This window comes from Nonomuraea sp. NPDC049419 (genome assembly GCF_040676995.1).
Taxonomy (GTDB): domain Bacteria; phylum Actinomycetota; class Actinomycetes; order Streptosporangiales; family Streptosporangiaceae; genus Nonomuraea; species Nonomuraea salmonea.
The window spans coordinates 16,707-43,493 of sequence record NZ_JBFAQB010000013.1 but is presented as its reverse complement, the minus strand read 5'-3'; the positions used below and the strand labels follow the sequence as shown (position 1 = coordinate 43,493).

General features: G+C 70.8%; 22 protein-coding genes. 13 read left to right on the top strand and 9 right to left on the bottom strand.

All coding sequences use genetic code 11. The annotated features are described in order from the left end of the window. Nucleotides 1–62: 62 nt before the first annotated feature. The 3 genes from AB0K12_RS31390 to AB0K12_RS31380 are packed head-to-tail and all read right to left on the bottom strand — an operon-like array spanning nt 63 to nt 3,156. On the bottom strand, nt 63–923 hold the full coding sequence (locus tag AB0K12_RS31390) for a carbohydrate ABC transporter permease (RefSeq protein ID WP_364569165.1): 861 nt from the start codon (nt 921–923) through the stop codon (nt 63–65). Next, complete coding sequence (locus AB0K12_RS31385; protein WP_364569162.1) at nt 920–1,849, bottom strand: sugar ABC transporter permease; 930 nt, start codon at nt 1,847–1,849, stop codon at nt 920–922. The genes AB0K12_RS31390 and AB0K12_RS31385 overlap by 4 nt, the downstream gene beginning before the upstream one ends. Further along, complete coding sequence (locus tag AB0K12_RS31380; RefSeq protein ID WP_364569158.1) at nt 1,846–3,156, bottom strand: sugar ABC transporter substrate-binding protein; 1,311 nt, start codon at nt 3,154–3,156, stop codon at nt 1,846–1,848. The genes AB0K12_RS31385 and AB0K12_RS31380 overlap by 4 nt, the downstream gene beginning before the upstream one ends. Nucleotides 3,157–3,292: 136 nt before the next feature. Here AB0K12_RS31380 and AB0K12_RS31375 point away from each other — a divergent pair, with 136 nt between their 5' ends. The 3 genes from AB0K12_RS31375 to AB0K12_RS31365 all read left to right on the top strand — a co-directional run bounded on the left by AB0K12_RS31375 (nt 3,293) and on the right by AB0K12_RS31365 (nt 6,091). Beyond that, entirely contained in the window at nt 3,293–4,087 is a 795-nt protein-coding gene (locus AB0K12_RS31375) for an NAD(P)-dependent oxidoreductase (protein ID WP_364569155.1), read from the top strand. 112 nt (nt 4,088–4,199) lie between these two features. Then, nucleotides 4,200–5,162, top strand: a complete 963-nt coding sequence (locus AB0K12_RS31370; RefSeq protein ID WP_355429358.1) for a LacI family DNA-binding transcriptional regulator — start codon at nt 4,200–4,202, stop codon at nt 5,160–5,162. After that, complete coding sequence (locus tag AB0K12_RS31365) at nt 5,159–6,091, top strand: aldose epimerase family protein (RefSeq protein WP_364569151.1); 933 nt, start codon at nt 5,159–5,161, stop codon at nt 6,089–6,091. Before AB0K12_RS31370 ends, AB0K12_RS31365 begins: the two co-directional genes overlap by 4 nt. Before the next feature lies 1 nt (nt 6,092). Here the strand turns inward: AB0K12_RS31365 and AB0K12_RS31360 are convergent, their stop codons facing one another. Next, nucleotides 6,093–8,540, bottom strand: a complete 2,448-nt coding sequence (locus AB0K12_RS31360; RefSeq protein ID WP_364569148.1) for a SpoIIE family protein phosphatase — start codon at nt 8,538–8,540, stop codon at nt 6,093–6,095. Nucleotides 8,541–8,789: 249 nt separating this feature from the next. On the opposite strand from AB0K12_RS31360, the gene AB0K12_RS31355 reads away from it, so the two are divergent. From AB0K12_RS31355 to AB0K12_RS31330, 6 genes are all read left to right on the top strand, one after another. Further along, nucleotides 8,790–11,300 (top strand): DNA translocase FtsK, encoded by a 2,511-nt coding sequence (locus tag AB0K12_RS31355; RefSeq protein ID WP_364569145.1) that lies wholly within the window; start codon nt 8,790–8,792, stop codon nt 11,298–11,300. Nucleotides 11,301–11,382: 82 nt separating this feature from the next. After that, nucleotides 11,383–12,144, top strand: coding sequence for a helix-turn-helix domain-containing protein (locus tag AB0K12_RS31350; protein WP_364569142.1), 762 nt, complete (start codon nt 11,383–11,385; stop codon nt 12,142–12,144). Nucleotides 12,145–12,225: 81 nt separating this feature from the next. After that, nucleotides 12,226–13,638, top strand: a complete 1,413-nt coding sequence (rimO, locus tag AB0K12_RS31345) for a 30S ribosomal protein S12 methylthiotransferase RimO (protein WP_364569139.1) — start codon at nt 12,226–12,228, stop codon at nt 13,636–13,638. After that, nucleotides 13,635–14,210, top strand: a complete 576-nt coding sequence (gene pgsA / locus AB0K12_RS31340) for a CDP-diacylglycerol--glycerol-3-phosphate 3-phosphatidyltransferase (protein ID WP_364569136.1) — start codon at nt 13,635–13,637, stop codon at nt 14,208–14,210. Before rimO ends, pgsA begins: the two co-directional genes overlap by 4 nt. Nucleotides 14,211–14,213: 3 nt before the next feature. After that, nucleotides 14,214–14,705 carry a nicotinamide-nucleotide amidohydrolase family protein gene (locus AB0K12_RS31335; RefSeq protein ID WP_364569133.1) on the top strand — a complete coding sequence of 164 codons (492 nt, stop codon included), beginning with the start codon at nt 14,214–14,216 and terminating at the stop codon, nt 14,703–14,705. Between the two features lie 286 nt (nt 14,706–14,991). Continuing rightward, nucleotides 14,992–15,348 (top strand): helix-turn-helix transcriptional regulator, encoded by a 357-nt coding sequence (locus AB0K12_RS31330; protein WP_345398809.1) that lies wholly within the window; start codon nt 14,992–14,994, stop codon nt 15,346–15,348. On the opposite strand, the gene AB0K12_RS31325 is transcribed toward AB0K12_RS31330, so the two are convergent. Then, the gene (locus AB0K12_RS31325; RefSeq protein ID WP_364569130.1) at nt 15,345–16,124 is read right to left on the bottom strand and encodes a DNA-formamidopyrimidine glycosylase family protein; all 780 of its coding nucleotides are present in this window, start codon (nt 16,122–16,124) and stop codon (nt 15,345–15,347) included. The two genes, AB0K12_RS31330 and AB0K12_RS31325, sit on opposite strands and share 4 nt — an antisense overlap. A gap of 339 nt (nt 16,125–16,463) precedes the next feature. Between AB0K12_RS31325 and AB0K12_RS31320 the strand changes: the two genes are divergently transcribed. From AB0K12_RS31320 to AB0K12_RS31310, 3 genes are all read left to right on the top strand, one after another. Next, nucleotides 16,464–18,368: a serine/threonine-protein kinase gene (locus AB0K12_RS31320; RefSeq protein WP_364569127.1), complete on the top strand. Its 1,905-nt coding sequence runs from the start codon at nt 16,464–16,466 to the stop codon at nt 18,366–18,368. Then, nucleotides 18,365–20,275 carry a serine/threonine-protein kinase gene (locus AB0K12_RS31315; RefSeq protein ID WP_364569124.1) on the top strand — a complete coding sequence of 637 codons (1,911 nt, stop codon included), beginning with the start codon at nt 18,365–18,367 and terminating at the stop codon, nt 20,273–20,275. The genes AB0K12_RS31320 and AB0K12_RS31315 overlap by 4 nt, the downstream gene beginning before the upstream one ends. A gap of 111 nt (nt 20,276–20,386) precedes the next feature. Further along, nucleotides 20,387–21,460 carry a hypothetical protein gene (locus AB0K12_RS31310; protein ID WP_364569121.1) on the top strand — a complete coding sequence of 358 codons (1,074 nt, stop codon included), beginning with the start codon at nt 20,387–20,389 and terminating at the stop codon, nt 21,458–21,460. A 24-nt stretch (nt 21,461–21,484) separates the two neighbouring features. On the opposite strand, the gene AB0K12_RS31305 is transcribed toward AB0K12_RS31310, so the two are convergent. Beyond that, nucleotides 21,485–21,934, bottom strand: a complete 450-nt coding sequence (locus tag AB0K12_RS31305) for an Rrf2 family transcriptional regulator (RefSeq protein ID WP_345398828.1) — start codon at nt 21,932–21,934, stop codon at nt 21,485–21,487. Nucleotides 21,935–22,116: 182 nt separating this feature from the next. On the opposite strand from AB0K12_RS31305, the gene AB0K12_RS31300 reads away from it, so the two are divergent. Beyond that, nucleotides 22,117–23,298 carry an ROK family transcriptional regulator gene (locus AB0K12_RS31300; RefSeq protein WP_364569117.1) on the top strand — a complete coding sequence of 394 codons (1,182 nt, stop codon included), beginning with the start codon at nt 22,117–22,119 and terminating at the stop codon, nt 23,296–23,298. Nucleotides 23,299–23,417: 119 nt separating this feature from the next. Here AB0K12_RS31300 and AB0K12_RS31295 read toward each other — a convergent pair whose 3' ends face one another. The 3 genes from AB0K12_RS31295 to AB0K12_RS31285 all read right to left on the bottom strand — a co-directional run bounded on the left by AB0K12_RS31295 (nt 23,418) and on the right by AB0K12_RS31285 (nt 26,785). After that, the gene (locus AB0K12_RS31295; RefSeq protein WP_364569114.1) at nt 23,418–24,857 is read right to left on the bottom strand and encodes a glycoside hydrolase family 3 protein; all 1,440 of its coding nucleotides are present in this window, start codon (nt 24,855–24,857) and stop codon (nt 23,418–23,420) included. Between the two features lie 69 nt (nt 24,858–24,926). Beyond that, the gene (locus tag AB0K12_RS31290) at nt 24,927–25,778 is read right to left on the bottom strand and encodes a carbohydrate ABC transporter permease (protein WP_364569111.1); all 852 of its coding nucleotides are present in this window, start codon (nt 25,776–25,778) and stop codon (nt 24,927–24,929) included. Beyond that, nucleotides 25,775–26,785: a sugar ABC transporter permease gene (locus AB0K12_RS31285; RefSeq protein ID WP_364383181.1), complete on the bottom strand. Its 1,011-nt coding sequence runs from the start codon at nt 26,783–26,785 to the stop codon at nt 25,775–25,777. Before AB0K12_RS31285 ends, AB0K12_RS31290 begins: the two co-directional genes overlap by 4 nt. Between the last annotated feature and the right edge of the window lie 2 nt (nt 26,786–26,787).

Genomic DNA, 26,787 nt, shown 5'->3' with positions numbered 1-26,787 from the left:
CTCGTATCCTTCGGCGGCTTCGGACATCCAGGATATTGGATAGCGTCCAGATACATGGACGCCTAACCCTTGACCGCGCCGCTCGTCAGACCGCGCATGAACTGCCGCTGGAAGGCGAGGAAGGCGATGATCGACGGCAGCAGCGCCAGCAGCGAGGCCGCCAGCAGCACGCCGATCCCGACCTCCTCGTCGGAGCGGAGCGAGCGTAGCGCGATGGGCAGGGTCCACATGTCCGACTCGGGGGCCACGATCAGCGGGAGCAGGTACTGGTCCCAGATCATGGTGAAGCCGAAGACGCCGATCACGCCGAGCGCCGGGCGGCACAGCGGCACGATGATGGTCGCGAAGATGCGCAGCTCGCCGGCCCCGTCGATGCGCGCGGCCTCCTCCAGCTCCACCGGCACCTCCTTCATGAACTCGGTCATGACGAGGATGGAGAAGCCCCAGGCGCCGACGGGCAGGATCATGCCCGCGTACGTGCCGATGAGGTTGACGTTCAGCAGCGGCATGTCGGCGAGGACGAGGGAGAGCGGGATCGCGATGATCTCCTCGGGGAGCATCATCGTGGTGAGCATGAGCAGCATCACGAACGTCATGCCGCGGAACTTCTTGCGGGCCAGCGCGTACGCCGCGAAGACGCTCACCAGCACCTGCAGCAGCAGCCCGAAGCCGACGACGATGAAGGAGTTCAGCAGGTAGAGGTAGACGTTCTTGTCCTTGGCCTGGATGAAGTTCTCCAGCGTGAACTCGTCCGGCCACAGGGAGAAGGAGGTCGGGTCGAGCGTCTTGCTGAACGAGCTCATCAGCAGCCCGACCAGCGGCCCGGTGAAGACGATCACCATCGTGGCGTAGATGAGGACCTTGCCGGCGCGGGCGACCGGGCCCCGCCGCGCCTCCAGGCCCAGCGCGCTGTCGAACTTCATGTCGCCTGCCTCCTGCGCAGCATCTGCACGATCACGGTGAGCGCCAGCGTGGCGAGGAACAGCACGATCCCGCCCGCCGAGGCGACGCCCAGCTCGTTCTTCTGGAAGCCGAGCTTGTAGATCAACGTCATGAGCACTTCGGACGAGCCGTTCGGGCCGCCGTTGGTGAGCACGTAGACCTCGACGAAGACCCGCAGCCCGCGGATGGCGGCCAGGGTGAACAGGATCCAGAACACCGGCCGCAGCGCCGGCAGCGTGATGTGGCGCAGCCGCCGCCAGGTGGAGGCGCCGTCCACGGCGGCCGCCTCGTACAGCGCGCGGTCCACCCCGACCAGCCCGGCCAGGAAGATCATCATGTCGTACGGCGTCCCGCGCCAGATGCTCATCAGCATGATCGACCAGAGCGAGGAGTTCTCGCTGGCCAGCCACGGCTGCGGGTCGATGCCCGCCCAGCCGATGATGACGTTGAGCATCCCGCTGTCGGCCGGGTGGAACATGATGCGCCACACCTCGGCCACGGCCGCCATCGTGGTGACGACCGGCAGGAAGGCCGCGGTCCTGACGAACCACAGATAGCGAGCGGGCCCCTCGATGAGCAGCGCCAGGCCGAGACCGAGCACGATCGAGCCGACCGTGGTGCCGAGGGCGAGCACGACGCTGTGCCAGATGGCCGAGGCGAACTCGTCGTCGCTGACGATGGTCTGGTAGTTCTGCAGGCCGACCCACTCGTCACCGAGGAAGGTCTGCACCTTGAACAGGCTCTTCCACAGCCCCACGAACATGGGGATGAACTTGAAGTACAGGAAGAGCAGCAGCGCGGGCGCCAGGAACAGCCAGGCGATCAGCGGCCCCCGCCACCGCACCGCTCGGGGTGGGTGGCCGGGGGACGCGGTCCGGCCGCGCGCCGGGGTGAGTGTCGAGGTCATGAGGCTTTCTGGCTCTGCAGTTCCTGGGTGAGCTTGTTGTTGAGCTCATCCATGGCCGTCTTGACGTCGGCTGAGCAGTCGGCCCACACGGCGTTGATGGAGTCGGCCGAGGTCTGGCGGATCGGCGCCCAGTTGGGCACCGGCGGGGCGTAGACCGCGTGCTCGTAGGACTCCTGGAACACCTTCCAGCGCGGGTCCTGCCGCTCGGCGGCCATGTCCACGGTGGTGTTGACCGGCAGGCGGACGATGGCGCCGTTGGCGTCCTTGTTCATGCCGATGCGCTGGCCCTCGGGGGAGATGGCGAACTCGGCGAACTTCTTCTGCCCCTCCTGGTTCTCGGAGCCGGCCATCATGTAGACGTTCTCGCCCTCGCCGAGGGTGCCGGGGCCGCCCGACGGGCCCTTGGGCACGGGGAGCACCTCGATCTTGTCGGTGCCGATGCTGTTGACGAACCGGGCCAGCACGTACGGGCCGACCAGGTAGATCCCGCCCTGCCCCTTCTCGAACACCTCGTGGGTGACGGTCGTGTCGTTGCTGACGGCGCCGGGGTTGACCGTCTTGGTCTTGCAGAACTGGTCCTGCAGGAACTGGACGGCCTCCACGGTCTTGGGGTCGTTGACGGTGGCGGTGTACTTGCCGTTGCCCGCGGAGGCGAGGAAGTCGCCGCCGTTGGCGTAGATGAGGGAGGAGGCGTACCAGGAGGCGTAGCCGCGTTTGGTGCCGGCGGGGGCGACGAAGCCGGCGGTGTCCTTCTCGCCGTTGCCGTCGGGGTCCTGCTCGGTGAACGCGACGGCGAGTTTGGAGAGGTCCTCCCACGTGGCGGGCGGTTCCATGCCGACCTTCTCGCGCCAGTCCTTACGGACGATCAATGCGAACGACTGGGCGGAGAATGGCGCCGCGTAATACTTGCCGTCGCCGCCGGCGGCGGCCTTCCACGCGGTTTCCGCGAGCTGGTCGGCGCCCGCCAGAGTGGCTTTGTCGACGGGCTGGAGCCAGCCCTGTGACACCATGGTGCCGAGTTGCGCGGTGTCGTTGATGACGATGTCGGGCAGTTGTCGCTGTGCCGCCTGCTGGTTCAGTTTGGTCTCGAAGTCGTCGAAAAGCGCGACGACTTTCGTCGGAACCCCGCTGGCCTTGGTAAATGCGTCGGCCAGCTTCTTGGCGGTCTTGGCGGAGTCGGAATCGGGCGCCTGCCTGATCCAGATCTCCAAAGTGTTGTCCGAACCTGACGATCCCCCGGAACCGCAGCCTGTCAGTCCTACGGCGAGGGTCGCGGCGAGCGCGACCCCCAGCAAACGACGTGACATCAGACCGCCTCCTGTTCACATACGTGGACATGAGTCGTGGACTTGAATGTGTGCCTGTGAACGTAACTAGTGACGCGGCTCACGGTCAACATTCAAGGATGTGAATTTCGGCCAGAATCGTGTACATCATGGATGCATGCGCATTCTCATGACGGGAGCCGCGGGAAAGGTCGGGACGTTGCTCCGGCCCCGGCTCGCCCGCGAAGGCCGCACGCTGCGGCTTTCCGACATTCAGCCGATCGAGCCGGGGCCCGGCGAGGAATGGGTGACGGCCGACCTCGCCGACCCCGACGCCGTGGCGGAGGCCATGAAGGGCGTCGACGCCGTGCTGCACCTCGGCGGCCAGAGCAGGGAGCACCCCTGGGGCGACATCCTGCGGGCCAACATCGAGGGGACGCAGGTGCTGATGGAGGCGGCGTACAAGGAGGGGGTCGAGCACCTCGTCCTCATGGGCAGCCACCATGCCGCCGGCTACCACACCCGCCCGGCCGACGGCGCCGACCTGCCCGACTATGCCTTCCCCCGCCCCGACACCTTCTACGGCGTGAGCAAGGTCGTCATGGAGGCGCTCGGCAGCCTCTACCACGACCGCTTCGGCATGAACGTCACCGTCATCCGCCTCGGCACCTGCAACGAGGGCCCCGTGGACACCCGCGGCCTGGCGACCTGGATCTCCGCCGACGACCTGACCAGGCTCGTCGAGGCGGGCCTGACCGCCGACGGCTACCACGTCGTCTGGGGCGTCTCCGACAGCCCGCGCCGCTGGTGGTCGCTGGAGGAGGCCAAGGCGATCGGGTACGTCTCGCACGACTCCTCCGAGCCGTTCGCCGCCGCGCTCATCGCGGAGCAGGGCGAGCCCGACCTGAACGAGCCCCTGCACAACCGCGCCGGCGGTATCTTCACGCTGAACGAACTCGGCGGGAAGTGGTGAACCCGGCCGGGTGAGCCGCCGCGCGCTGTAGCAACCGGTTGCAGAAACCTTGACGCCGTTATCCGGGACGGCCAGGGTTTACTGTGGCAACCGTTTGCAAGGGAGGACCGCGATGGCGGCGACGATCAAGGACGTGGCCCGTGCCTGCGGCGTTCACGTGTCGACTGTGTCGCGCACCTTCTCCGCGCCGCACCTGGTCAACCCCGCCACCAGGAGCCGCGTGCTGGCCGCGGCCGACGACCTCGGCTACCGGCCCAACCGGGCGGCCAGGGCGCTCACCACCGGGCGCACGTACAACATGGGCCTCATCGTGGCCGACATCGCCAACCCGTTCTTCCCGCCGCTCATCAAGGCCGCCCAGTCGCAGGCCAGAGGCCGCGACTACCACGTGTTCGTCGCCGACACCGACGAGGACCCGCGCGTGGAGGAGGAGCTGATCAGGACGTTCACCAAACAGGTGGACGGCGTCCTGCTGTGCAGCCCCCGCCTGTCGAACAAGATGATCGAGCGCCTGGCCGAGGACGTGCCGTTCGTGGTGGTCAACCGGCGCATCAAGGGCATGCCGTCCGTGCTCATGAACGTCGCCCAGGGCGCCAAGCTCGCGCTGGAGCACCTGGCCGGGCTCGGCCACCGCAGGATCGCGCTCGTCTCGGGCCCGATCGGCTCGTGGACCAGCAACGAGATGCAGGGTGTGGCCGCCGAGACTCCAGGGCTCGACCTGATCTTCTTCGGCCCCAACCAGCCGACCGAGGCCGGCGGGCTGTCGGTGGCCCCCGAGGTGGCCGCCTGCGGCGCCACCGCCGTGCTCGCCTACAACGACCTCGTGGCCCTCGGGCTCATCGAGGGGCTGTCGGCGATGGAGATAGGGGTACCAGACCAGATAAGTGTGATCGGGTTCGACGACATCCTGCCGGGACGGCTCAACCGGCCCAAGCTGACCACGGTCGCCATGCCGGCCGTGCAGGCGGGCAGAATGGCGGTCGATCTGCTGCTGCAGTCGGGGGGCGAGGGCGCGACGGTGACCCTCGACACCGCCCTCATAGTCCGCGAGTCCACGGGAAGGGCACAGAAATGATCTTCGGAACGCTGCCGTCTGGCCGGCAGGTCGAGCAGATAGAGCTGTCGTCGGGGCGGCTGCGCGCCGAGGTGCTCACGTACGGCGCCATCGTGCGCAGGCTGGAGGTGTCGGGGGTCAACGTCGTGCTCGGCCTCGACACGCTCGACGACTACCGCACCCGCAGCCGCTACTTCGGCGCCGTCGTCGGCCGCTACGGCAACCGCATCGCAGGCGCCCGCTTCACCCTCGACGGGGTCGAGTTCACCCTCCCCGCCAACAACGGGCCCAACTGCCTGCACGGCGGCACCGAAGGCTTCGACGCCAAGGTGTGGACGGTCGCCGAGCGCAGTGACTCGTCGGTGACGCTGACGCTCGTCAGCCCCGACGGAGACCAGGGCTTCCCCGGCACGCTGAGCGCGTCGGTGACGTACACGCTGGAGGACGACGCGCTGCGCATCGACTACGCCGCCGAGACCGACGCGCCGACCGTGGTCAACCTGACCAACCACTCCTACTTCAACCTCAAGGGCGAAGGCGACGTGCTCGACCACGTGGTCCGCATGGAGTCGGAGCACTACCTGCCGGTCGACGACGACAAGATCCCCACGGGCGAATTGGCGCCGGTCAAGGGCACGGTGTTCGACTTCACCGAGCCGCACGCCGTCGGCGAGCGCTTCGAGGGCGCCTACGACCACTGCTTCGTGCTCGACGGCGGGGTCACGGTGACGGGCGGCGAGCTGACCATGGAGGTCACCACCACCGAGCCGGGCGTGCAGTTCTACGCGGGCGGCATGCTCGACGGGGACGCCACGCCGTACGGGCCGTTCGCCGGGCTGTGCCTGGAGACCCAGCACTTCCCCGACTCGCCGAACCAGCAGCAGTTCCCCTCCACGGTGCTGCGGCCGGGCGAGCGCCGCACCTCCACCACCGCCTACCGGTTCCGCTGACTCACCTGACGCCTTGACGCAGGGCGGCGGAGGCCTTGATGACCAGCAGGGCCACGTCGTCCTGCGACGGCTCGGGCGCGAACGTCTCGACCGCGTGCCGCACCCGCTCGGCCACCGCGTGCGCGCTCAGCCCCGTGCAGCCCGACAGCAGCGCGGCCAGGCCGTCGTCGTCGTCGAGCAGCCGGTCGCCGTTGCGCCGCTCGGTCACCCCGTCGGTCACGCACAGCAGCACCTCCTCGGGCGCCAGCTCGAACGTCTCCACGTGGAAGCGGGCGTTCGCCTCGATGCCGAGCAGCAGTTGCGGGGTCGCCATCGCGCGTACCTCGCCGCCGGGGCACAGCCGCAGGGGCGGCGGGTGGCCGGCCGAGGCGATCGTGCACAGCGCGCCGCCCTGGGGGAGCGGGGTCAGCTCGCCGCACAGCAGGCTGAGGAACCTGCCCTCGTCGCCCTCCTCCAGCAGCGCGTGGTTGAGCCGGTCGAGGATGTCGGAGACCGTGTAGTGCTCCTTGGCGAGCAGGCGTACGGCGTGCCTGGCCAGGCCGGTCACCGCGGCCGCCTCAGGGCCGCTGCCGCACACGTCGCCCAGCGCGAAGCACCAGTGGTCGGCCACCGTGAACAGGTCGTAGAAGTCGCCGCCGACGTCGGCGCCCTCCTCGGCCGGCTCGTAGACGACCGCGGACTCAAGGCCCGGCATGGGCGCCACCCGCATGGGCAGCAGGCTGCGCTGCAGCACGCGGGAGGTGGTGGCCTGGCGGGCGTACAGCATGGCGGTGTGCAGGTTGAGCGAGACCAGCCGGCACAGATCCGCCAGCAGGTCGGCCAGCTCAAGGGGCAGCGTCGGCTCGGTGCGGCCGATCACCAGGGCGCCGTACGACCTGCCCTGGGTCAGCAGCGGGAAGGCGAGCACGTTCTCCGGGCCGATCGGCCAGTCGACCTGGTCGAGCGCCGAGCGGGGGATGGCGGGCAGCGACTTGCGCAGGTCGGCGTTGTTGCGCTCGTCGCTGTGCCAGACGTGCGCGAGCCTGGTCATGCCGGTCAGGTCGGTGAGATAGACGGCCGCCCACGTCGCGATCTTGGGCACCACGAGCTGCGCGGTCAGCGCCGCGATCAGCTCTTCGTCGTGCACGCCCGCCAGCAGCTCGCCCGCCTCGGCGAGGAACGACAGCCGCCCCCTGTGCGCGCGGTCCTGCTCGGCCAGCCGCCCCCGCTGCACGGGGACGGCCACCTGGCCGGCGATGTGCTGCAGGCTGATCGTCAGCTCATGGTCGAAGTGGCCAGGCCTGGCCGCGGTGACCACGAGGTAGCCGATCACCGCGCCGCCGACCAGCAGCGGCGCGCACGCCATCGACCTGGCCCGCAGCTGGTCCGCCAGCTCGACGTCGCCGGCCAGCAGGTCCTCGATCATCACCGGCGTCCTGCGCTCGGGCCCGAACACGCCCGCGGCCAGCACCCCGACCAGCCCCGCCGTCGCGCCCGCGCCCGCCGCCACCCCGAACCGGTTGCCGCCCTCCGCCGACAGCAGCACGTATGCCGCGTCGCCCCCACTGGAGACCTGGACGATCTGCGCGATCGTGTCCAGCAGCTCCGTGAACGGCATGTCGTGGTCGAGCAGCTCCTTGATCCGCCGGCCCGCCTCCCTGCGCATCGGCGCCGACGGCGGCGTCAGCACGCCCCGGTGCTCGGCGGGCACCACCATCCAGATCGACCTGCGCTCACCCGCGTGCCCCCTGCTGCGCAGCTGGGAGACGTAGACGGGGACGAGCCCGCCGTCGCGGTGACGCATGCGCGCCTCGCCCCGCCACCGGCACAGCGCCAGCGTGTCGATCAGCGACAGCGCGTAGGGGCCTTGGCCCTGCCAGGCCACCAGGTCTTTGAGGGAGCGGCCGACGACCTGCTCGGCCTGCCAGCCGAGCAGCTTCTCCGCCTCGGTGTTCCACGACTCCACGACGCCGTCGAGGTCGGCCACCAGCACGCCCACGTGCAGCGTCTCCAGCGGCACGACCGGGAGCATGCCGAGCCGGCCCGGCGGCTCGTGCGGCTCGAAACCCTCGCCGATCTCCATGCGCACCCAGACCCGTTTGGCGTGCTTGGTGTAGGTGACGCCCCACGCGTCGGCCAGCATCCCGGCCAGCGCCAGGCCGCGGCCCGAGGTCGCGTCGCCGGAGGGCGGTTTCCCGGCGGGCGGGATCGTGCGGGCGGGATGGTGGTCGTCGACCTCGATCTCGAGTTTGGCCGGGGTCGCGTCGACGTCCAGCCGGCAGGTCAGCTCGACGCCGGTGCCCGCGTGCAGCACGGCGTTCGTGACGAGCTCGCTGGTCAGCAGGACGGCGTCCTCGGCGAGGTGGCTCAGGCGCCACTCGCCGAGCACCTGACGGACGAACTTGCGTGCGTGCGCCGGTGCTTGCGGAGTGCCGTCGAAGGCCGTACTCGACACTCTGGTCGTGTCCACTCTGCGTCCTAGAACATCACTCGATGTGGCAGTTCGGTCACTCTCAGAGTGGCAGACCGATGCCGCTGATACCTCCAGTTGTGAAGAAGGCCGCCGTGCTCATGCCCGGCATGGACGGCTTTCGAGGCGGTCTCGACCGTGCGGGGACGCGAGTGAGCGGGCGTCCGCGTCACCGTTCGGGTGGTCACATGTCAGGACACCGGCGAGCCTACGCGCGTACCGAGGTGTCTCCGTCGTACCTTTGGCATCATGGCCACCCGTACGCCGAAAAGCGCATCGAAGGGGCCGGCGAAGCGGTCGACCTCGTCTCGCTCGACCCCCGCCAAGCGCGGGACGACGCAGGCGGGACGGTCCAGGACGAAGGCATCCGCGTCCGGCCGTAAATCCCCGGTGACCCACCCCGACCCGATCACATGGGTACTCACCATGATCGGGAAGCTGATCGTGGGGCTGTGGATGCTGTTCGCCAACGGCATCGGCGGCGCCGCGCGGGCGGTGGGCAAGAACGCCCGCGAGCTCGACCCGGCGCACCGGCGCGACGGCGTGGGGCTCACGGTGCTGGCGGGCGCGATCGTGCTCGCGGCGATGACCTGGCGCGACTCGGACGGCGCGGTGTCGGGGGCGGTCAACGCGGCCGTACGCGGCGTGTTCGGCTCGCTGGCCTGGGTGCTGCCGCTGCTGCTCGGCCTGCTGGCCTGGCGTTACCTGCGCCACCCCGACCACTCCGCCGACACCGGCCGCATGGTGATCGGCTGGGCCGCGCTGCTGGTCGGCGTGCTCGGCGTCATCCACGTCTCCAACGGCACCCCCTACCCGGCCGGTCAGGGCCAGGGCATGGACAAGGTGGCGCAGGCCGGCGGCATGGTCGGGTTCCTGGTCTCGGCGCCGCCGATGAGCATCCTGCCGGCGTGGGTGACGATCCCGCTGCTGCTGCTCCTGTCCGGGTTCGGGGTGCTGGTGATCACCGCCACGCCCGTCCACCGCATCCCCGAGCGGCTGGCCGAGCTCAAGCACCTGCTGTTCGAGCGGCACGCGGAGCCGGCGACGCCGAAGTCGTCGGCCAAGAAGCGGGTCAAGACGAAGAAGGGCGACGACGGCGAGGGCGGCGACATCATCAAGCCGTACGACACGCCGGTGCTCGCCGAGAAGGACAAGCGGACCGACCACTCGCCGGAGATCGTGCCCGGGCTGACCGACGAGGAGGAGGCGCCCGTTCCCGAGGCTGAGAGGCGTCCTGAGCCGCCGCAGCCCACCCCCGCGCCCCGCAAGGTCGAGCAGCTGGTGCTGTCGCCGCAGGCGGGCCCCTACAGCCTGCCCGACCTGGCCCACCTCAAGCCGGGCACCGCGCCCAAGCCGCAGACCAAGGCCAACACGACCGTGGTCAACGCGCTGACCAGCGTGCTGGAGCAGTTCAGCATCGACGCGCAGGTCATCGGGTTCACTCGGGGGCCGACGGTGACGCGCTATGAGATCGAGCTGGGGCCCGCGGTCAAGGTGGAGAAGGTCACGGCGCTCACGAAGAACATCGCGTACGCCGTCAAGTCCGCCGATGTCCGGATTTTGTCGCCTATCCCCGGCAAGTCGGCCATCGGGGTCGAGATCCCGAACGCCGACAAGGACCTCGTGGCGCTCGGCGACGTGCTGCGCTCGCAGGTCGCGCAGGCCGACCACCACCCCATGATCGTCGGCCTGGGCAAGGACGTCGAGGGCCGTACCATCGTGGCGAACCTCGCCAAGATGCCCCACCTGCTCATCGCCGGCGCCACCGGCGCCGGTAAGTCCGTCTGCGTCAACGGCCTGATCACCAGCATCCTCATGCGCGCCACCCCCGACGAGGTGCGCATGGTGCTCGTCGACCCCAAGCGCGTCGAGCTCAGCGTGTACGAGGGCATCCCCCACCTCATCACCCCCATCATCACCAACCCGAAGAAGGCCGCCGAGGCCCTCGAATGGGTCGTGGGCGAGATGGACCGGCGCTACGACGACCTGGCGGCCTCGGGCTTCCGGCACGTGGACGAGTTCAACAAGGCCGTGCGGGCGGGCAAGCTGCAGCCGCCGCCCGGCAGCGAGCGCGTCTACCAGCCGTACCCGTACCTGCTGGTCATCGTGGACGAGCTGGCCGACCTCATGATGGTGGCGCCGCGCGACGTCGAGGACTCGATCGTGCGCATCACCCAGCTCGCCCGCGCGGCCGGCATCCACCTCGTCATCGCCACCCAGCGGCCCTCGGTCGACGTGGTCACCGGCCTCATCAAGGCCAACGTGCCGTCGCGGCTGGCGTTCGCGGTCTCCTCGCTGACCGACTCGCGGGTCATCCTCGACCAGCCGGGCGCCGACAAGCTGGTCGGCCAGGGCGACGCGCTCTTCCTGCCGATGGGCGCGAGCAAGCCGATCCGCATCCAGAACGCGTTCGTCTCGGAGAAGGAGATCTCCGAGATCGTCGGGCACTGCAAGGAGCAGATGCAGGTCGAATACCGCGACGACGTGGCGGCGGCGCCGGTCAAGAAGGAGATCGACGAGGACATCGGCGACGACCTCGACCTGCTCATCCAGGCGGCCGAGCTGATCGTGACCACCCAGTTCGGCTCGACCTCGATGCTGCAGCGCAAGCTGCGGGTCGGCTTCGCCAAGGCGGGACGCCTGATGGACCTGCTGGAGAGCCGCGACGTGGTCGGCCCGAGCGAGGGCTCGAAGGCCCGCGAGGTGCTCGTGAAGCCCGACGACCTCCCGGGTTTGCTGGCGAGTCTGCGTGGCGAATGACCCCAATGCGTGCTTGCCTGGCGATAACTGATTGAATATCTCCTACCACGAAGAGTAGTCGGTGTGGTGGGGGGCGTTCGCTGTGCAGGAGCAGAGCATCGGGGCCATGCTGGCGGCAGCCAGGCAGTCGGCAGGGCTGACGGTCGCGCAGGTCGCTGCGGCGACCAGGATTCGCGAGGCGATCATCCATTGCATGGAGCGGGACGAATACGGCGACTGCGGAGGTGCCTTCTACGCCAGAGGGCACATCAGGGCGGTCGCCAAGGCTGTGGGGCTCGACCCCGAGGCCACCGTCCATCTCTATGACCAGCAGCACGGCGGGGCTCCGCAGCCCGTGCCGGCGTCGTCGGTCTTCCAGGCCGACCGCAAGATCAACCTGCCGGAGCGGCGGGGGCCCAACTGGACGATGGCCCTGGGGGTGGCGCTGGCCATCGTGGTGGTCTTCGGCATGATGCGGGTGCTGGGAGGTGGCGGCGACCAGGTCCGTACGGGCGACGTGCGCGCCGCGTCGGCCCGGCCCAGCGTCCCGCCGAACACGCCCATCACCGAGGCGCCCAAGCCGGCCCCGCCGGTGGTGGCGGCCAAGAACATGGTCACGGTCCGTATCAAGGCCAAGCGGTCGTCGTACGTCAACGTGCACGACGCCAAGGGGCGCAAGCTCTTCGCCGGCACGCTCAAGGCGGGCAAGACCTCGACCTGGCGCGCGCCCGACAAGGTCAACGTGCTGCTGGCCGACGCCGGAGCCGTGACGCTGCACGTCAACGGCAAGCGGGTGAAGGGCCTCGGCGGAAGGGGAGACGTGGTGCGGCGCTCGTTCGGGCCGCAGAAACCGCAGTCGCGATAGGCAGGTGAGGGGCCGCGATGCGGCCGGCGGGGGAGCCCGTGCATCGGGTGGTGGCCAACTCCCGATACCGTAGTGTTCACCATGTCATCCCGCCGAACCGCATCGCTGATCACTCTGGGCTGCGCACGCAACGAGGTCGACTCCGAGGAGCTGGCCGCGCGACTCGAGGCTGCCGGCTGGCAGCTCGACGACGACGATCCCGAGGTCGTCGTCGTCAACACGTGTGGCTTCATCGACTCAGCCAAGAAAGACTCGATCGACACGCTCCTGGCCGCCGCGGACTCCGGCGCCAAGGTGGTCGCCGCGGGCTGCATGGCCGAGCGCTACGGCAACGAGCTGGCCGACGCACTGCCCGAGGCGAGCGCCGTCATCTCGTTCGACGACTACGCCGAGATCGGCGGCAGGCTCGACGACGTCGTCGCCGGCCGCCCGCTGAAGCCGCACACCCCGCGCGACCGCCGCACGCTGCTGCCCATCACGCCGGTCGAGCGGGCCGCCGCCGCGCCCGCGACCGCCATCCCCGGTCACGGCGACCTGCCGACGGGCCTCGCGCCCGCCAGCGGGCCGCGCGTGCTGCGCAAGCGGCTCGACGAGAGCCCGGTGGCCTCGCTCAAGCTCGCCTCCGGCTGCGACCGGCGCTGCACGTTCTGCGCCATCCCCGCCTTCCGCGGCTCCTACGTCTCCCGCAGGCCCGACGAGCTGCTCGCCGAGGCCGACTGGCTGGCCCACCGGGGCGTGCGCGAGCTCGTCCTGGTCAGCGAGAACTCCACGTCCTACGGCAAGGACCTCGGCGACCTCAGGTCGCTGGAGAAGCTGCTGCCGCAGCTCGCCGCCGTCGAGGGCGTCGAGCGGGTGCGGGTCAGCTACCTCCAGCCGGCCGAGCTGCGTCCCGGCCTGATCGACGTGATCGCCGGCACCGACGGCGTCGCCCCCTACTTCGACCTGTCCTTCCAGCACGCCAGCGGCACCGTGCTGCGCCGGATGCGCCGCTTCGGCGACCCCGAGCGCTTCCTGGGCCTGCTGGAGGGCATCCGCGAGCGCGCCCCTGAGGCGGGCGTGCGCTCCAACTTCATCGTGGGCTTCCCCGGCGAGACCGAGGAGGAGTTCGCCGACCTGGTCACCTTCCTCGAGGCCGCCAGGCTCGACGTGATCGGCGTGTTCGGTTATTCCGACGAAGACGGCACCGAGGCGGCCAACCTGCCGGGCAAGCTGCCCCAGGAGGTCGTCGACGAGCGCGTGCGCGTGCTCACCGAACTGGCCGAGGAGCTGACCGCCCAGCGCGCGGAGGAGCGCATCGGCACCGAGCTCGACGTGCTGATCGAGGACGACCTGGGCGACGGCGGCTACGAGGGCAGGGCCGCACACCAGGGGCCCGAGGTCGACGGCTCGGTCACGGTCCAGGGCATCGGCCTGGTCAAGGGGCAGATCGTGCGCGCGGTCGCGGTCGACGCCGAGGGCGTCGATCTCATCGCGCGCATCAAGGCCGGTCCATGAAACGGGACGAGCGCCGGGTCGTCAGCCCGTGGAACATCGCCAACGTCCTCACGGTCCTCCGGTTGGCGCTCGTCCCTTTCTTCGTCGTCTGTCTCTTCGTGCCCGGCACGGGCTGGCGGGTGGCCGCGCTGGGCGTCTTCGCGGTGGCCTCGATCACCGATCACCTCGACGGGGAGCTGGCCAGGCGCTACGGCCTGATCACCGACTTCGGCAAGATCGCCGACCCGATCGCCGACAAGGCGCTCACCGGGGCCGCGCTGGTCTGCCTGTCGATCCTGCAGGAGCTGCCCTGGTGGGTCACGATCGTGATCCTCGGCAGAGAGCTGGGCATCACCGCGCTCAGGTTCGTGCTGCTGCGCCACGCGGTCATCCCGGCCAGCTACGGCGGCAAGGTCAAGACCGTGCTGCAGATCGCGGCCATCGTCCTCTACCTGCTGCCGTTCGTGCCAGGTCCCCTACGGTGGGCGGTGATGGGCGCGGCGGTCGTGGTCACCGTGGGCACGGGCGTCGACTACGTCGTCCGCGCCATCCGGTTGCGCAAGGTGGCGAGGCGAGCACGCGAGGGGCAGTGATCCATGGCAGACGTGGCCGAGATGCTCGACCTGCTGGTCGGCGCGGACGCGACGGTGGCGGTGGCCGAGTCGCTGACCGGGGGGCTCATCGGGGCGGCGATCACCTCGGTGCCCGGGGCGTCGAAGGCGTTCCGCGGCGGGGTGATCTCCTACGCCACCGATCTCAAGCACGAGCTGCTGGGGGTGCCGGCGGAGCTGCTGCGGCGCGAGGGCGCGGTGCACCCCGAGGTGGCCGCGGGCATGGCGGCGGGGGTGGCGCGGCTGTGCGGGGCCACGTACGGGCTGGCCGTGACGGGGGTGGCCGGGCCCGAGCCGCAGGACGGCAGGCCCGTGGGCACGGTCCACATCGGCGTCGCCGGGCCGGGAGGCCGGAAATGGGCGCGGGAATTGAGACTTCAGGGGTCGCGCGAACGTATCAGGGTAGAGACGGTGGACGAGGCAGTCGATCTCCTGTCAGGTGTGCTGAAGGCGAACATAGGGGAACATTCCGGGTGATTACCGTGTTACGTCCCGAGCGAACATGCGATGTGCGGTCTGACGCGGTGTCGGTGGATACGGGTACGGTGGAGCTGTGAGTGAGGTCCGTGAGCCAACTGCAAGCACCGAGCGCCCGGCAGGCGGGCCTGATGAGTCGCGCAACGAGCCACGAGCGGCGGTTCAGGGCCGGCGAAGCCCCATGATGACGGCGAGGAGTATGTACGAAGCTAAGAAGACCGATGTGCGGCACGAACCGATCGCGCGGGGCGTGGTGAAGTCATCCGCGCCGGGGAGGGAGCGACAGATGATTCTGCTGCGTCAGCTGCTCGGCGACGTGCTGAGGCGGTTGCGGGTCCGGCAAGGGCGCACGCTACGCGAGGTGTCCACGCTGGCCCGGGTTTCGCTCGGCTACTTGTCCGAGGTGGAGCGCGGCCAGAAGGAGGCCTCGTCCGAGCTGCTCGCGTCCATCTGCGGCGCGCTCGGCGTGCCGCTTTCGCAGGTGTTGCGTGAGGTGTCCGACCAGTTCGCGCTGGCGGAGCTGCAGGCCACTCCTGTGCTGGCCGACGTGCCCGAGCACGAGCGCCTGGCCCTTTCCGAGCCGGTGGGCGGGGCGATCTCCGACTCCGTGTTCCCTGAGGTCAAGGACATGGTGGCTGCCTAGCCAGGCTGGCAGCCCGCACACCACAGGATCAGCCGTTCCTGTGGCTGCGTCCCCATTCCCCCACGGCTGATGCGGGTGCCGCATCGGCGACAGGGTCTCCCGGCCCTGCCGTAGACCCAGGTCGCGTTCGCCGGGCGGCGATCACCTGTGGTCACCGTGCCCGCATGCCCCTTGTTCGCCTCCAGCAGCCGCTGGGCGAGCGACACGACCCCTTCGAGATCCTCGATCTCCCCGACCGTCTTCCACGGCCAGATTCCGCGCAGGAAAAGGGTCTCGGCGCGATAGATCGTGCCGATCCCCGCCAGGTTGCGCTGATCGAGCAGCGCCTCCCCGATGGTCCTGCCGGGTGCCGCTCGCAGCCTTCGCACGGCCTCTTCCAGGTCCCAGTCCGGGCCGAGCAGGTCAGGCCCCAGATGCCCGACCAGCTGCGCCTCGTCGGCCGTCCTGACGAGATCGACCATCCCCAGCCGCACCCCGACCGCCTGCCACTCCTCATTGGCCAGGATCAGCCGCACCTGGTCGCCCGGTCTGGTGCGGCGGCCGGCCGGCATGACCAGCCAGCTCCCCTCCATGCGCAGGTGGGTGTGCACCGTGAGGTCGCCTTCGACGCGGGTGAGCAGGTGCTTGCCGCGTGAGCGCGTGGTGATGACCGCGCGTCCCGACAGGTCGGCGGTGGCGTGCCGGGGGACGCGGAAGTCGGAGCGCACCAGCACGCGGCCGTCGAGGGCGCCCCGCAGGCGGGCGGCCGTGCGGTAGACGGCGTCTCCTTCTGGCACGCCTCCCAGTGTAGGAATCCGCGTGCGACACCCCTGCGCCCGCCTCCCGCACCGCTGTCTGGGGCGCCCTTCACGGTCGTGTGACGCCCTTGCGGTCGCCTCCCGTTACCGCTGTCTGGGTCGCCTTCCACGGTCGTGTGGCGCCCCTGCGGTCGCCTCCCGCACCGCTGTCTGGGGCGCCTTCCACGGCCGTGTGGCGCCCCTGCGGCCGCCCCCCACCTCCCCCCGGCGTCGGCCGGGTACTGTCCGTGATGATTCGCCGCAGATGGCTGCTTTCCGTGGTCTTGCTGGTCATAATGACGATCTGGACTTGGCCTTGACGGAAGGCTTGGGCGGCGCATGCCGGAGATCACGGATTTACGTGCGGGAGAACCCAGCGAGGTCGCGGGCTACCGGTTGACCGGGCGGCTGGCCTCTCACGCCTTCCTGGGGCGGTCGGAGGCCGGTGAGGCGGTGGTGGTCCGGCTCCTGCCACCTGAAGTCGAGCCCCAGTCGTTCCAGGCCGCCATGGAGCCGCTGCGCGGGATCTCCGCGGTCGGCACGGCGCAGGTGCTGGACACCGGCGTGGCGGACGGGCGGGCGTACCTCGTGACCGAGTTCGTGGACGGGCCCGCGCTCGAAGAGGCCGGCGGGACGTTCGACGGGGTGGGGCTCTACCGGCTGGCGGCCGGGACCATCACCGCGCTCGTCGCCGTCCATCAGGCGGGGCTGGTGCACGGCGACATCCGGCCGGGCAACGTGCTGCTCGGCCCCGACGGGCCGCGCGTGGTCGACGCCGGCCTGGAGCAGGCGCTGGCGGCGGCGTCCGTGTCCACCAGGAAGGTGGCGGTGCCCGCCTACACCGCGCCGGAACGCTTGCGCGGCGGCGACGCAGGGCCGGCCGCCGACGTGTTCTCGTGGGCGGCGACCATGGTGTTCGCCGTCAGCGGCGCCTCGCCCTTCGAGGGCGGCTCGATGAGCGCCACGGTCGAGCGCATCACGGACCGGCCGCCCGTGCTGCCCGGCCTGGGAGAGTTGCACGACCTCATCGTGCGCTGCCTCGACAAGGACCCCGATGCCCGGCCGGCGGCCAGCGACGTGCTGCTGCGGTTGGTCGGTCAGACGTCGTTACTGGCGGCCCCGCCGGACGACCTCGTGGCGAAGAAGGCGTCGGGCCGGGGACTGCGAGGTCTGGCCGTGCCGGTGGCGGCCTTCGTGGTGGGGGCGCTGCTGTCGGGTACGGGGGTCTACGTCCTCACCGGCGACAGGACCGCCACCGTACGGCAGGTGGCCGCAACCCCTACGGCGACGCCCACGGTGACGCCCACGGTGGCGATTTCGCAGACGGCGGCGCCGCGCGACGAGGTCGAGGAGAAGGCGGCCACCGACCTGGAGATCAAGGACATCGACGGCGTCCTGCACGAGCATCCGGGCGACGCGATGCGGCTGGTGTCGTACCTGGGGGCCTCGGGCGACTTCACCAGCTACGTCCGCGACAAGAGCGGCGCCTTCAAGGCCGTCGGCAAGTACGAGCAGCCGCTGCTGTCGCCCGCCGGTGACTGGGTGGCGCTGAACCCGCTCATCAAGTTCCAGGGCACCGACACCGACCAGGTCACGTTCACCAGCCTGACGACGGGCGAGTCCTTCGTGGTCAGCACGGTGAAGAAGCCGCTGAACACGATGCGGCCGTTCTGGTCCCGCGACGGCTCCAAGCTGCTGCTCTCCGTCTACGACACGGAGAAGAAGCCGGAGCTGGTCGTCGGCTTCGTGGTCATCGACGTCGCGGCGCGCAAGGCCGTGCACGTCAAGACCGAGTACGCCGACGACGCGACCCTCGTGCACACTTTTGCCCCCGACGGGACCGTGGTGCGCACCTACTGGGACGGTCGGCAGAAGGGCATCGCGTTCTACGACCTGTCCGGACAGGTGAGTAAGACGATGCACTGGGTGGGCCATCCCAAGGGCGGCGAGTGGTTCTCCCCCTCGGGAGCCCGGCTCGCCACGATCTGCCCCAGCGAGAAGGAGTACTGCGTCTGGGACGTCCGTACGGGCGCCCGGCAGGCGACGGTGCCGTTCACCAAGGGCGAGGGCGCCTTCCTCGGCTGGTTCAACGAGAAGCACCTGCTGGTGCAGGACCCGGGCAAGAAGAAGGGCACCATGCAGATCAAGATCATCGATTTGCTCGGAAAGACCACACGCGTGCTGGCCGACCTGGCGACGGACAAGCCGCACATGCTCCAGTTCGCGTACCAGCCGGGCTCGTGAACCCGCTGCTCGCCGGCGACCCCGCCGAGGTGGACGGCCACCGCGTCGTCGGGCGGCTGGGGCAGGGCGGCCAGGGCGTCGTCTACCTCGGCGAGGCGCCCGCGGGGACGCCGGTCGCGATCAAGATGCTCGGCCCGGGGCTCGACGACCCCGAGGCGCGCGACCGCTTCCGGCAGGAGATCGGGTACGCGCGCCGGGTCAAGGCGTTCTGCACCGCGCAGGTGCTGGCCAGCGGGGAGTTCGCGGGCACGCCGTACGTGGTCAGCGAGTACGTCGACGGGCCCGCGCTGGCCGACGTGCTCGTCCGCCGGGGGCCGCTGCGCGGGGCCGAGCTGCGCCGCCTGGCGATCGGCACGCTGACCGCGCTGGCCGCCATCCACCAGGCCGGCGTGGTGCACCGCGACTTCAAGCCGGGCAACGTGCTGCTCAGCAGGCACGGGCCACGGGTGATCGACTTCGGCATCTCCAGGGCGCTGGAGGAGATCGAGGCCGACGGGCAGCACATCGTGGGGACGCCGCCGTACATGGCTCCCGAGCAGTTCGGCGGGGCGCCGGTCGGGCCGGCCGCCGACATGTTCGCCTGGGCAGGGACGATGGTGGCCGCCGCCACCGGACGCCCGGCGTTCGGGACGGGCGAGCTGCCCGCGCTGATCGCCCGCATCCTGACCGCCGAGCCCGATCTCGGGAACCTGGACGGCGAGTTGCGCGAGCTGGCCGCGCGCTGCCTGGACAAGGACCCGGACGCGCGGCCCACCGCGACGCAGGCGCTGCTCACCCTGCTCGGGCATCCGGGCGAGGCGCCGCACGACACCGTCGAGCAGCGGCTGCTCGCCCAGGGCCGGCAGTCGGCCGCACCGCCTCGCCCGCGCCGGTGGCCGCTGGGCGTCGCGGCGGCCGGCACGGCCCTGGCCGTCAGCGTCGCCGTGCTGCTGCTACGTCCCGCGCCAGAGGCCGCGCCGCGCCCGCCCGCCGTCGCCTCCGCGCCGCTGCCCACGCCGAGCCCCGGGACGATGGCTCCCGAGCCGGTCACGGAGACGAAGGTGCCCGCCACCGGGATCGTGCTGCACGAGAACCCCGCCGATCCTCTCTGGGTCTCGTCCTACCGCAGCATGTCCTCCTCGGTGGTCACCGGCCACGTCCGTGATCCCGCGACCGGCGCCTTCGCCTTCTTCGGCAACCTGGAGGAGCCGATCGTCTCGCCCGGCGGCCGTTTCGTGGCCTCGCTGACGTACACGCGGCTGCTGAGCGACGGCTTCGAGACCATCACGATCCGCGACCGCGCCACCCGCCAGGAGCGCAAGCCGCGGACCGTGGACAAGCCCCGCACGCTCATGGACCCGGTGTGGGCCGAGGATGGGCGGCGGCTGCTCGCGACTGTCGTCGACTACGACTACGGCGGCGACAAGGAGACCCGGACCGTGGGGTTCGCGGTCGTGGACGCGGTCACGGGGGGTGTCATGGTCACGGAGGCGCCGGGCCCGTTCCGCTCCAGGTACGCCTGGGGCTCGGACTTCGCCAGCGTGCTCCAGCGGGCGGGTGACGGGTCCGTGCGCGTGCTGAGCCTGAACGGGACGGTGCTGCGGAGCTTCGAGGACGTGGGCGAGCTGGAGGCCGGAGGAGCCGTCAGGAGCGCGCTCGGCACGGTCTTCCCCACCGCCTGCCCGGGGACGTCGAGGGACATCTGTTTCTGGGACGAGCGGACCGGGGCCAGGAAGGGCACGGCCCGGCTGCCGGCCGGCGCCGTCTTCCACGGCTGGTTGGACGGGGACCACCTGCTGGCCACCGTGCGCGAGGGAAGGCGGGCCCGCGTCGTCATGGCGGACGCCGCCGGGAAGCCCGTCCGCACCCTGATCAGCGCGACCCGTGAGGAACTGGACGACGCCGTCTTCTGGTTCTCCAGGAAGTGAAGGTCTCTTGCGGCGATCTGGCGTTGAGTGGTCGTCTTCTCACTTTTGGTGACGGTGCGGGAGCCGCTCGGGCACACTGGAACGCAGGCCGAGCCCGATGAGGTGAGCTCCATGCACGCCAGCCGCCGGCGAGGGAACCTGCCCGGCGAGACCACGCCGCTGGTCGGCCGCCTCACGGAGGTGGCCGCCGTCGAGAAGCTGCTCGGCAGGTCGCGGCTGGTGACCTTGACGGGGGCGGGTGGCGCCGGCAAGACCAGGGTCGCGCTGCGGGCCGCCGCCGAGCTCCGGGACACCGGTGGGGCCTGGCTGGTGCCGGTGCCCCAGGAGGCGGGGGCGCTGCCGTACGCGATCGCCTCTGCCCTGTTCCCTGCCGCGAGTGCGGGGACGGCGATCGAGGGGCTGGCTCGTCGCCTCGCCAAGCGGGAGGCGCTGCTGGTGCTGGACGGGTGCGATCACCTGATGGGAGCGTGTGCGGCGGTGGTCACGGCGTTGGTGGCCGCCGCGCCGGGGCTGCGGGTGCTGGCCACCTGCCGACGGCCGCTGCGCTGCCGTGGCGAGCGGGTGCTGCCGGTGCCGCCGCTCCCTCTTGAGGACGCCGGGGCGTTGTTCGCCGAGCGGGCCGTCGCGGCGGTGCCCGGGTGCGCGGTCAATGGGCTGGACGAGCAGGCCGTGCTGCGGGTGTGCCGGCGGCTCGAAGGGCTGCCGCTCGCCGTCGAGCTGGCCGCCGCACGGCTGCGCGAGCTGCCGGTCGAGGTGCTGGCCCGGCGTCTCGACGACCATTTCTCCGCGAGCGATCACCACGCGTACGGCGGCTCTTCTGGCGGGCGGCAGGTGCTGGAGCAGCCAGGGGAACACACGCTGCGCGTCACCGTCTCCTGGACCCACCGGCTCTGCACCACCGCCGAACGGCTGCTGTGGGCGCGGGCCTCGGTCTTCACCGGGAGCTTCGACGCGGTCGCGGCCAAGGAGGTGTGCGGGGACGACCGGCTGCCGACCTGGCAGCTGCCGCAACTCCTGGAGTCGCTGGCCGACCGGGCGATCCTGGTGCGGGAGCCGGGGGAGCGCTATCGCATGCCCGAGCCGCTCCACGCGTTCGGCGCGGAGCGGCTGAAGGACCTCGGCCAGGACGAGCGCCTCCGCCGCCGCCGCGAGGCACTCACCCCCACCGGCGGCGCGGCAGGCTGAGGGGGCGTGGGCCGGTGGGGAGGGTCAGTCCCAGGCGGCGGGGTCGGCGGCCAGCTGGCGGATGCGTTCGGGGAGGGCGCCGGAAGCCACCTGCTCCAGCGTGACCTCCTCCAGGATCGACCGCTCGGTCGCCCGCAGCGCGATCCACACCTGCTGCAGCGACTCGGCGGGCCCGCGGTAGCCGACGTGCTCGGGGCGCTCGCCCCGCACGTTGGCCAGCGGGCCGTCGACCGCGCGGATCACGTCGGCCAGCGAGATCTCGGCCGCCGGGCGGGCCAGGACGTAGCCGCCCTCGGGGCCGCGCTGGCCGCGGACGAGCCCGGCCCTGCGCATCTGCAGCAGGATGTTTTCCAGGTATTTGGGCGGCATGTCCTGCTCCTTGGCGAGCTCGCCCACAGTGGTCGGGCCTGCACCGGCGGCGGCCAGTTCAGCGGCGGCACGGAGGGCGTAGTCGACACGAGCGGATAGGCGCATGTTCTCGATTATCCCTCCTGGTCAAGACTGGTTAGGCGCAAGGTCGTCAGATCGGGTGGGAAACTGCGATCATCGGCCATACCTGGCCACGTGTCACCTGCGACGGCGGGTGAAAGGCGGAGCGCTAAACTTCCAACAACCTTTTCGATAACGGCCCTTCGAGTGCGACGGCGGGATTCAGCGTGGAGCGACGCCCTGGTGTGCCCAGACTGCTCAGGGAGATCAATGACCGGGCCGCGCTGGACCTGTTGCTGGCGACCGGTCCGATGACGCGTGGCCAGATCGGCGAGCTGACCGGGCTGTCGAAGGTGACGGCGTCCCAGACGCTGGCGCGGCTGGAGGAGCGCGGGCTGGTCGAGGTGGTCGGCACCCAGGCGGGCGGGCGGGGGCCCAACGCGGCGCTCTACTCCGTGATCCCCTCCAGCGCGTACGTCGCCGGCCTCGAAGTCGGGCCCGAGCTGATCTCCGCGGCCGTCGCCGACATCCACGGCCGCACGATCTCCGAGGTCGTGGTCGAGCCAGGCGCCGACGACGACCCGGTCTCCGTCGTGCACGACGCCATCGTCAAGGCGTGCAGGGGGGCCAAGGTCAGCCTGTCGAAGCTGCGCGGCGTGGTGATCGGCACCCCAGGCGTGGTCGATCCGCGCAGCGGCGACGTGCGCTTCTCCTTCGACCTGCCCGGCTGGCACGAGGGCATCCACGAGGCGCTGGCGGGCGACCTGCGGCGCAAGGTCACCATCGAGAACGACGTCAACCTCGCCGCCATCGCCGAGCGGGCCGACGGCGCGGCCAAGGGGCTCGACGACTTCGTGCTGCTGTGGGCGTCCCGGGGGCTGGGGCTGGCCATCATGCTCGGCGGGCGGCTGCACCGCGGGCGGTCCGGCAGCGCGGGCGAGATCGGCTACCTGCCGGTGCCAGGAGTGCCGCTGCCCGAGGACATCCGCACCGAGCCGGGGCGGCTGCCCTCGCTGGCGGGCGGCCTGCAGTCGCTGGTCAGCGCGGAGGCGGTGACCGAGCTGGCGCGCAGCTACGGGTTCGCGGTGGGCAGCGCCACCGAGTGCGTCAAGGTCGCGGTGGCGGCGGGGGCCGAGGGCGAGCCGCTGCTCGACGAGATCGCCCACCGGCTGGCGCTGGGGGTGGCGGCGGTGTGCGTGATCCTCGACCCCGGGCTCGTGGTGCTGTCCGGGGAGGTGGGGCACGCCGGTGGGGAGGCGCTGACGTCCCGGGTGGAGGAGGCGGTCGCCCGCATCTCCCCCGTACGTCCCCAGGTGGTGACGACCACGGTCACGGACGACAATCCGGTACGCCGCGGCGCGGTCCTGGCCGCCCTCGACGAGGCCCGCGAAGAACTCCTGGCCCCCTGACCCCGCCCCCCGCGTGGAGCTGTGGGGCGGGTGGAGCGGTCGCCTCGCGCCGGCGGGTTCCGGCGCGGGCGGGGTGGTTCCCTGTGTCCCCACCGCACCCAGGTTCCAGCAGGCCGCGGTCAGGCGGTGAGGAGTTCTACGGCGGCTTGGGCGTTGGCGCGGGCGGCGCCGTACGTGGCGATGTAGGCGGCGGTGTCGGGCTGCCAGACCGGCAGGCCCATCTCGATCACGGTCGTGTCCGGGCGGGCGGCCACCAGGGCGGAGACCAGTTCGCGGCTCTCGTGGTGGCGGTGCGCGTCCTTGACCACGACGACGAGCGAGCGGTCCACCGCCTTGGCGAGCAGGGCGGGCGCGTCGGCGGCGGCCGGCTTGACGCGGACGATCTCCGCCTCGGGCAGCCACGGCCCCACCCCCCACGGCACGTCGCCCACGGCGATGGTGGGCGGCGTGTCCACCTCGATCACCAGCGGCTCGACGAGCGGCTTGGCGCGGCCGGTGAGCCGGACGGCGCGGCGGGCGGCGTGCAGGCCGATGACGTTCTGCTCGGCCGCGATCCGCTCCCCCTCGCCGAACCAGGACCGCAGCGCGGCGACCCGGCCCGCGGCCTCCTCCAGCCGTTCCAGCGGCAGCCGTCCCTCGCGCACGGCGGCGACGACCGCGTCGATGATGCCCTGCACGTCGTCGTACGTCGGCAAGGGCCCGAGGCACAGCAGGTCGGATCCGGCCGCGATGCTCATGACCGCACCGCCCGCCAGGCCGACGCTGCGGGTGATGGCGTGCATGTCGAGCGCGTCGGTGACGACCACGCCGTCGTACCCGAGCTCGCCCCTGAGCAGCCCGGTCAGCGCGGCGCCGGACAGCGTGGCGGGCGTGTCACCCGTCACGACCGGCACCGCGACGTGCGCGGTCATCACCGACTTGGCGCCCGCCCCGATGGCGGCGCGGAAGGGCGCCAGCTCGCGCTCGCGCAGCACGTCCATGCCGACGTCCACGACGGGCACGGCCAGGTGCGAGTCGACGCGGGTGGCGCCGTGGCCGGGGAAGTGCTTGACGCAGGCGGCCACGCGTACGGACTGCAGGCCCTCGACGGCGGCGACGGTGTGCCGGGCGACGAGCCCCGGCTCGGGCCCGAACGACCGGGTGCCGATGACCGGGTTGTCGGCCTCGCTGTTGACGTCGGCGCTGGGCGCCATGTCGAGGTTGATGCCGCAGGCGGCCAGCTCGGAACCGATGGCGCGGTAGACGCGCCGGGTCAGCTCGACGTCGTCCACGGCCCCGAGCGCCGCGTTGCCGGGGTAGGGGCTGCCGACGTGGTACGCCAGCCGCGTCACGTCGCCGCCCTCCTCGTCCAGCGAGATGACGGGCTCGCCGGCGGACCGCAGCGCGGTGGTCAGGTCGAGCACCTGGCCGGGATCGGCCACGTTGAACCCGAAGAGCGTCACCCCGCCCAGGCCGTGCTCCAGCTCGCGCAGCACCCACGGGGGCGCCGTGGTGCCCTGGAAGGCGACGAGCAGCGTGCCGGCCGCGAGGCGGCGCAGCCCCCGATCACTCTGACTCATGGCTCCTCATCAGTTGGCAGGAAGATTGGGCACGGCGAAGGGCCGTGCGGTGACCCCGTGCGGTGTCGTTCAGCCCTTGACGGCGCCGGCCACCAGACCGGAGACCATGCGGCGCTGCACGAGCAGGAAGAAGACGACGACGGGCAGCGTCATCAGGGTCGAGCCGGCCATGATGGCGCCCCAGTCGACGCCCTTCTGGCCGAAGAAGTACTGCAGGGCGACCGGCATCGTGTATCCCTCCGACCCCGACATCAGGTAGAGGGCGAAGACCAGGTCGTTCCACGCGGTGATGAACGAGAAGATGCTGGTGGCCACCAGGCCGGGCGCGACCAGCGGGAAGAGCACCCGCCAGAACGTCGTCATGCGGCCGGCGCCGTCGATCCAGGCCGCCTCCTCCAGCGACTTGGGCACGGCGGCGACGAACGTGCGCAGCATCCACACCCCGAACGGCAGCGTCAGCGCGACCTGGGTGACGATCAGCCCGATGAGCTGGTCGCCGAGCCCGACCCGCTTGACCATCATGTAGAGCGGGATGAGCAGGCCCTCGGCGGGCAGCATCTGCACGACCAGCAGCACCACCAGGAACAGTCCGCGGCCCTTGAAGCGGAAGCGGGCGATGGCCGTGGCCGACAGCAGCGCGAAGGCCGAGCCGATGAGCACGGTGCCGAGCGCCACGATCGCGCTGTTGCGCATGTAGAGCCAGATGGAGTTGTTCGCGACGCCCTCGGTCAGCACCCGCGCGAAGTGGTCGAAGGTGAAGTGCGTCGGGAACGGGACGAACTCCGTGGTGAAGATCTGGTCGTTCTCCTTGAAGCCGGTGGAGACCATCCAGTAGACGGGGAAGACCGCGTACAGGAAGACCAGCACTCCGGCGGTGTTCAGGAGGACTTTGCCGAGCCTCTTGCGGGCGAGGGGGGTCACATCTCCTCCTGCTTCACGATCTGCCGGACGTACACGACGGTGACGATGAGCAGGATGATCGTCAGCACCACCGAGATGGCCGCGCCGGTGCCCAGCTTCTGCGGGGGACGGAACGCCTCGGCGACCGCGTACATGGACAGGTTGAAGCCGTCGCGGTTCGTCGGGCCGTTCATCAGGACGTAGAGCTGGCTGAAGACCTTGAAGTCCCAGATGATCGACAGGATCGTCAGGACCGCGAAGACCGGCTTGAGCAGCGGCAGCGTGATCTTCCTGAACGTGTGCCACGGGCCGGAGCCGTCCACCCTGGCGGCCTCGTACAGCTCGTTGGGGATGCCCTTCAGGCCCGCCAGCACCGAGACGGCGATGAACGGGAAGCCGGCCCACACCACGCAGACGACCAGCGCGATGTAGAGCGGGATGGTGTCGTTGAGCCAGGGGGTGCCGGTCCAGCTCGTCTGGCCGTCGGGCGGCGCGGCGAGCCAGTCGGGCAGCAGGTTGAGCGCCCAGTTGATGATGCCGGACTCGGCGTCGAACAGGGAGCGCCAGATGACGCCCTGCGCGACGGGCGGCACGGCCCAGGCGAACATGCAGCCGATGACCACGAACAGCGACATCCGCTTGCTGAGCCGGTGCAGCAGCACACCGACGGCGGTGCCGACGATGAGCGTCATGCTGACGGCGACGGCCGCGAACGCGACGGTGTTGCGCAGGGCCGACCAGAAGATGTCGTTGCTGAGGACCTTCTCGAAGTTCTCCAACCCCACCCACTCGGCGGGCCTGGTGCCCCTGATCTGCGCGAGGCCGACCTTCTGGAAGGCCATGATGCCGAGCTGGACCATCGGGTAGAGCAGCAGCCCGGCGATGACCAGCAGACCGGGGACGAGCAGGACGTACGGGATGCTCCAGTCCGGCAGGCCCCCGGCGCGCGGAGCCCGGTCGTTCTTCTTCCGGCGGCCCGGGGCGGGGGAGGAGCCCGTGCCCCGGGCGACCGTCGTCGTGTCGGCCATCG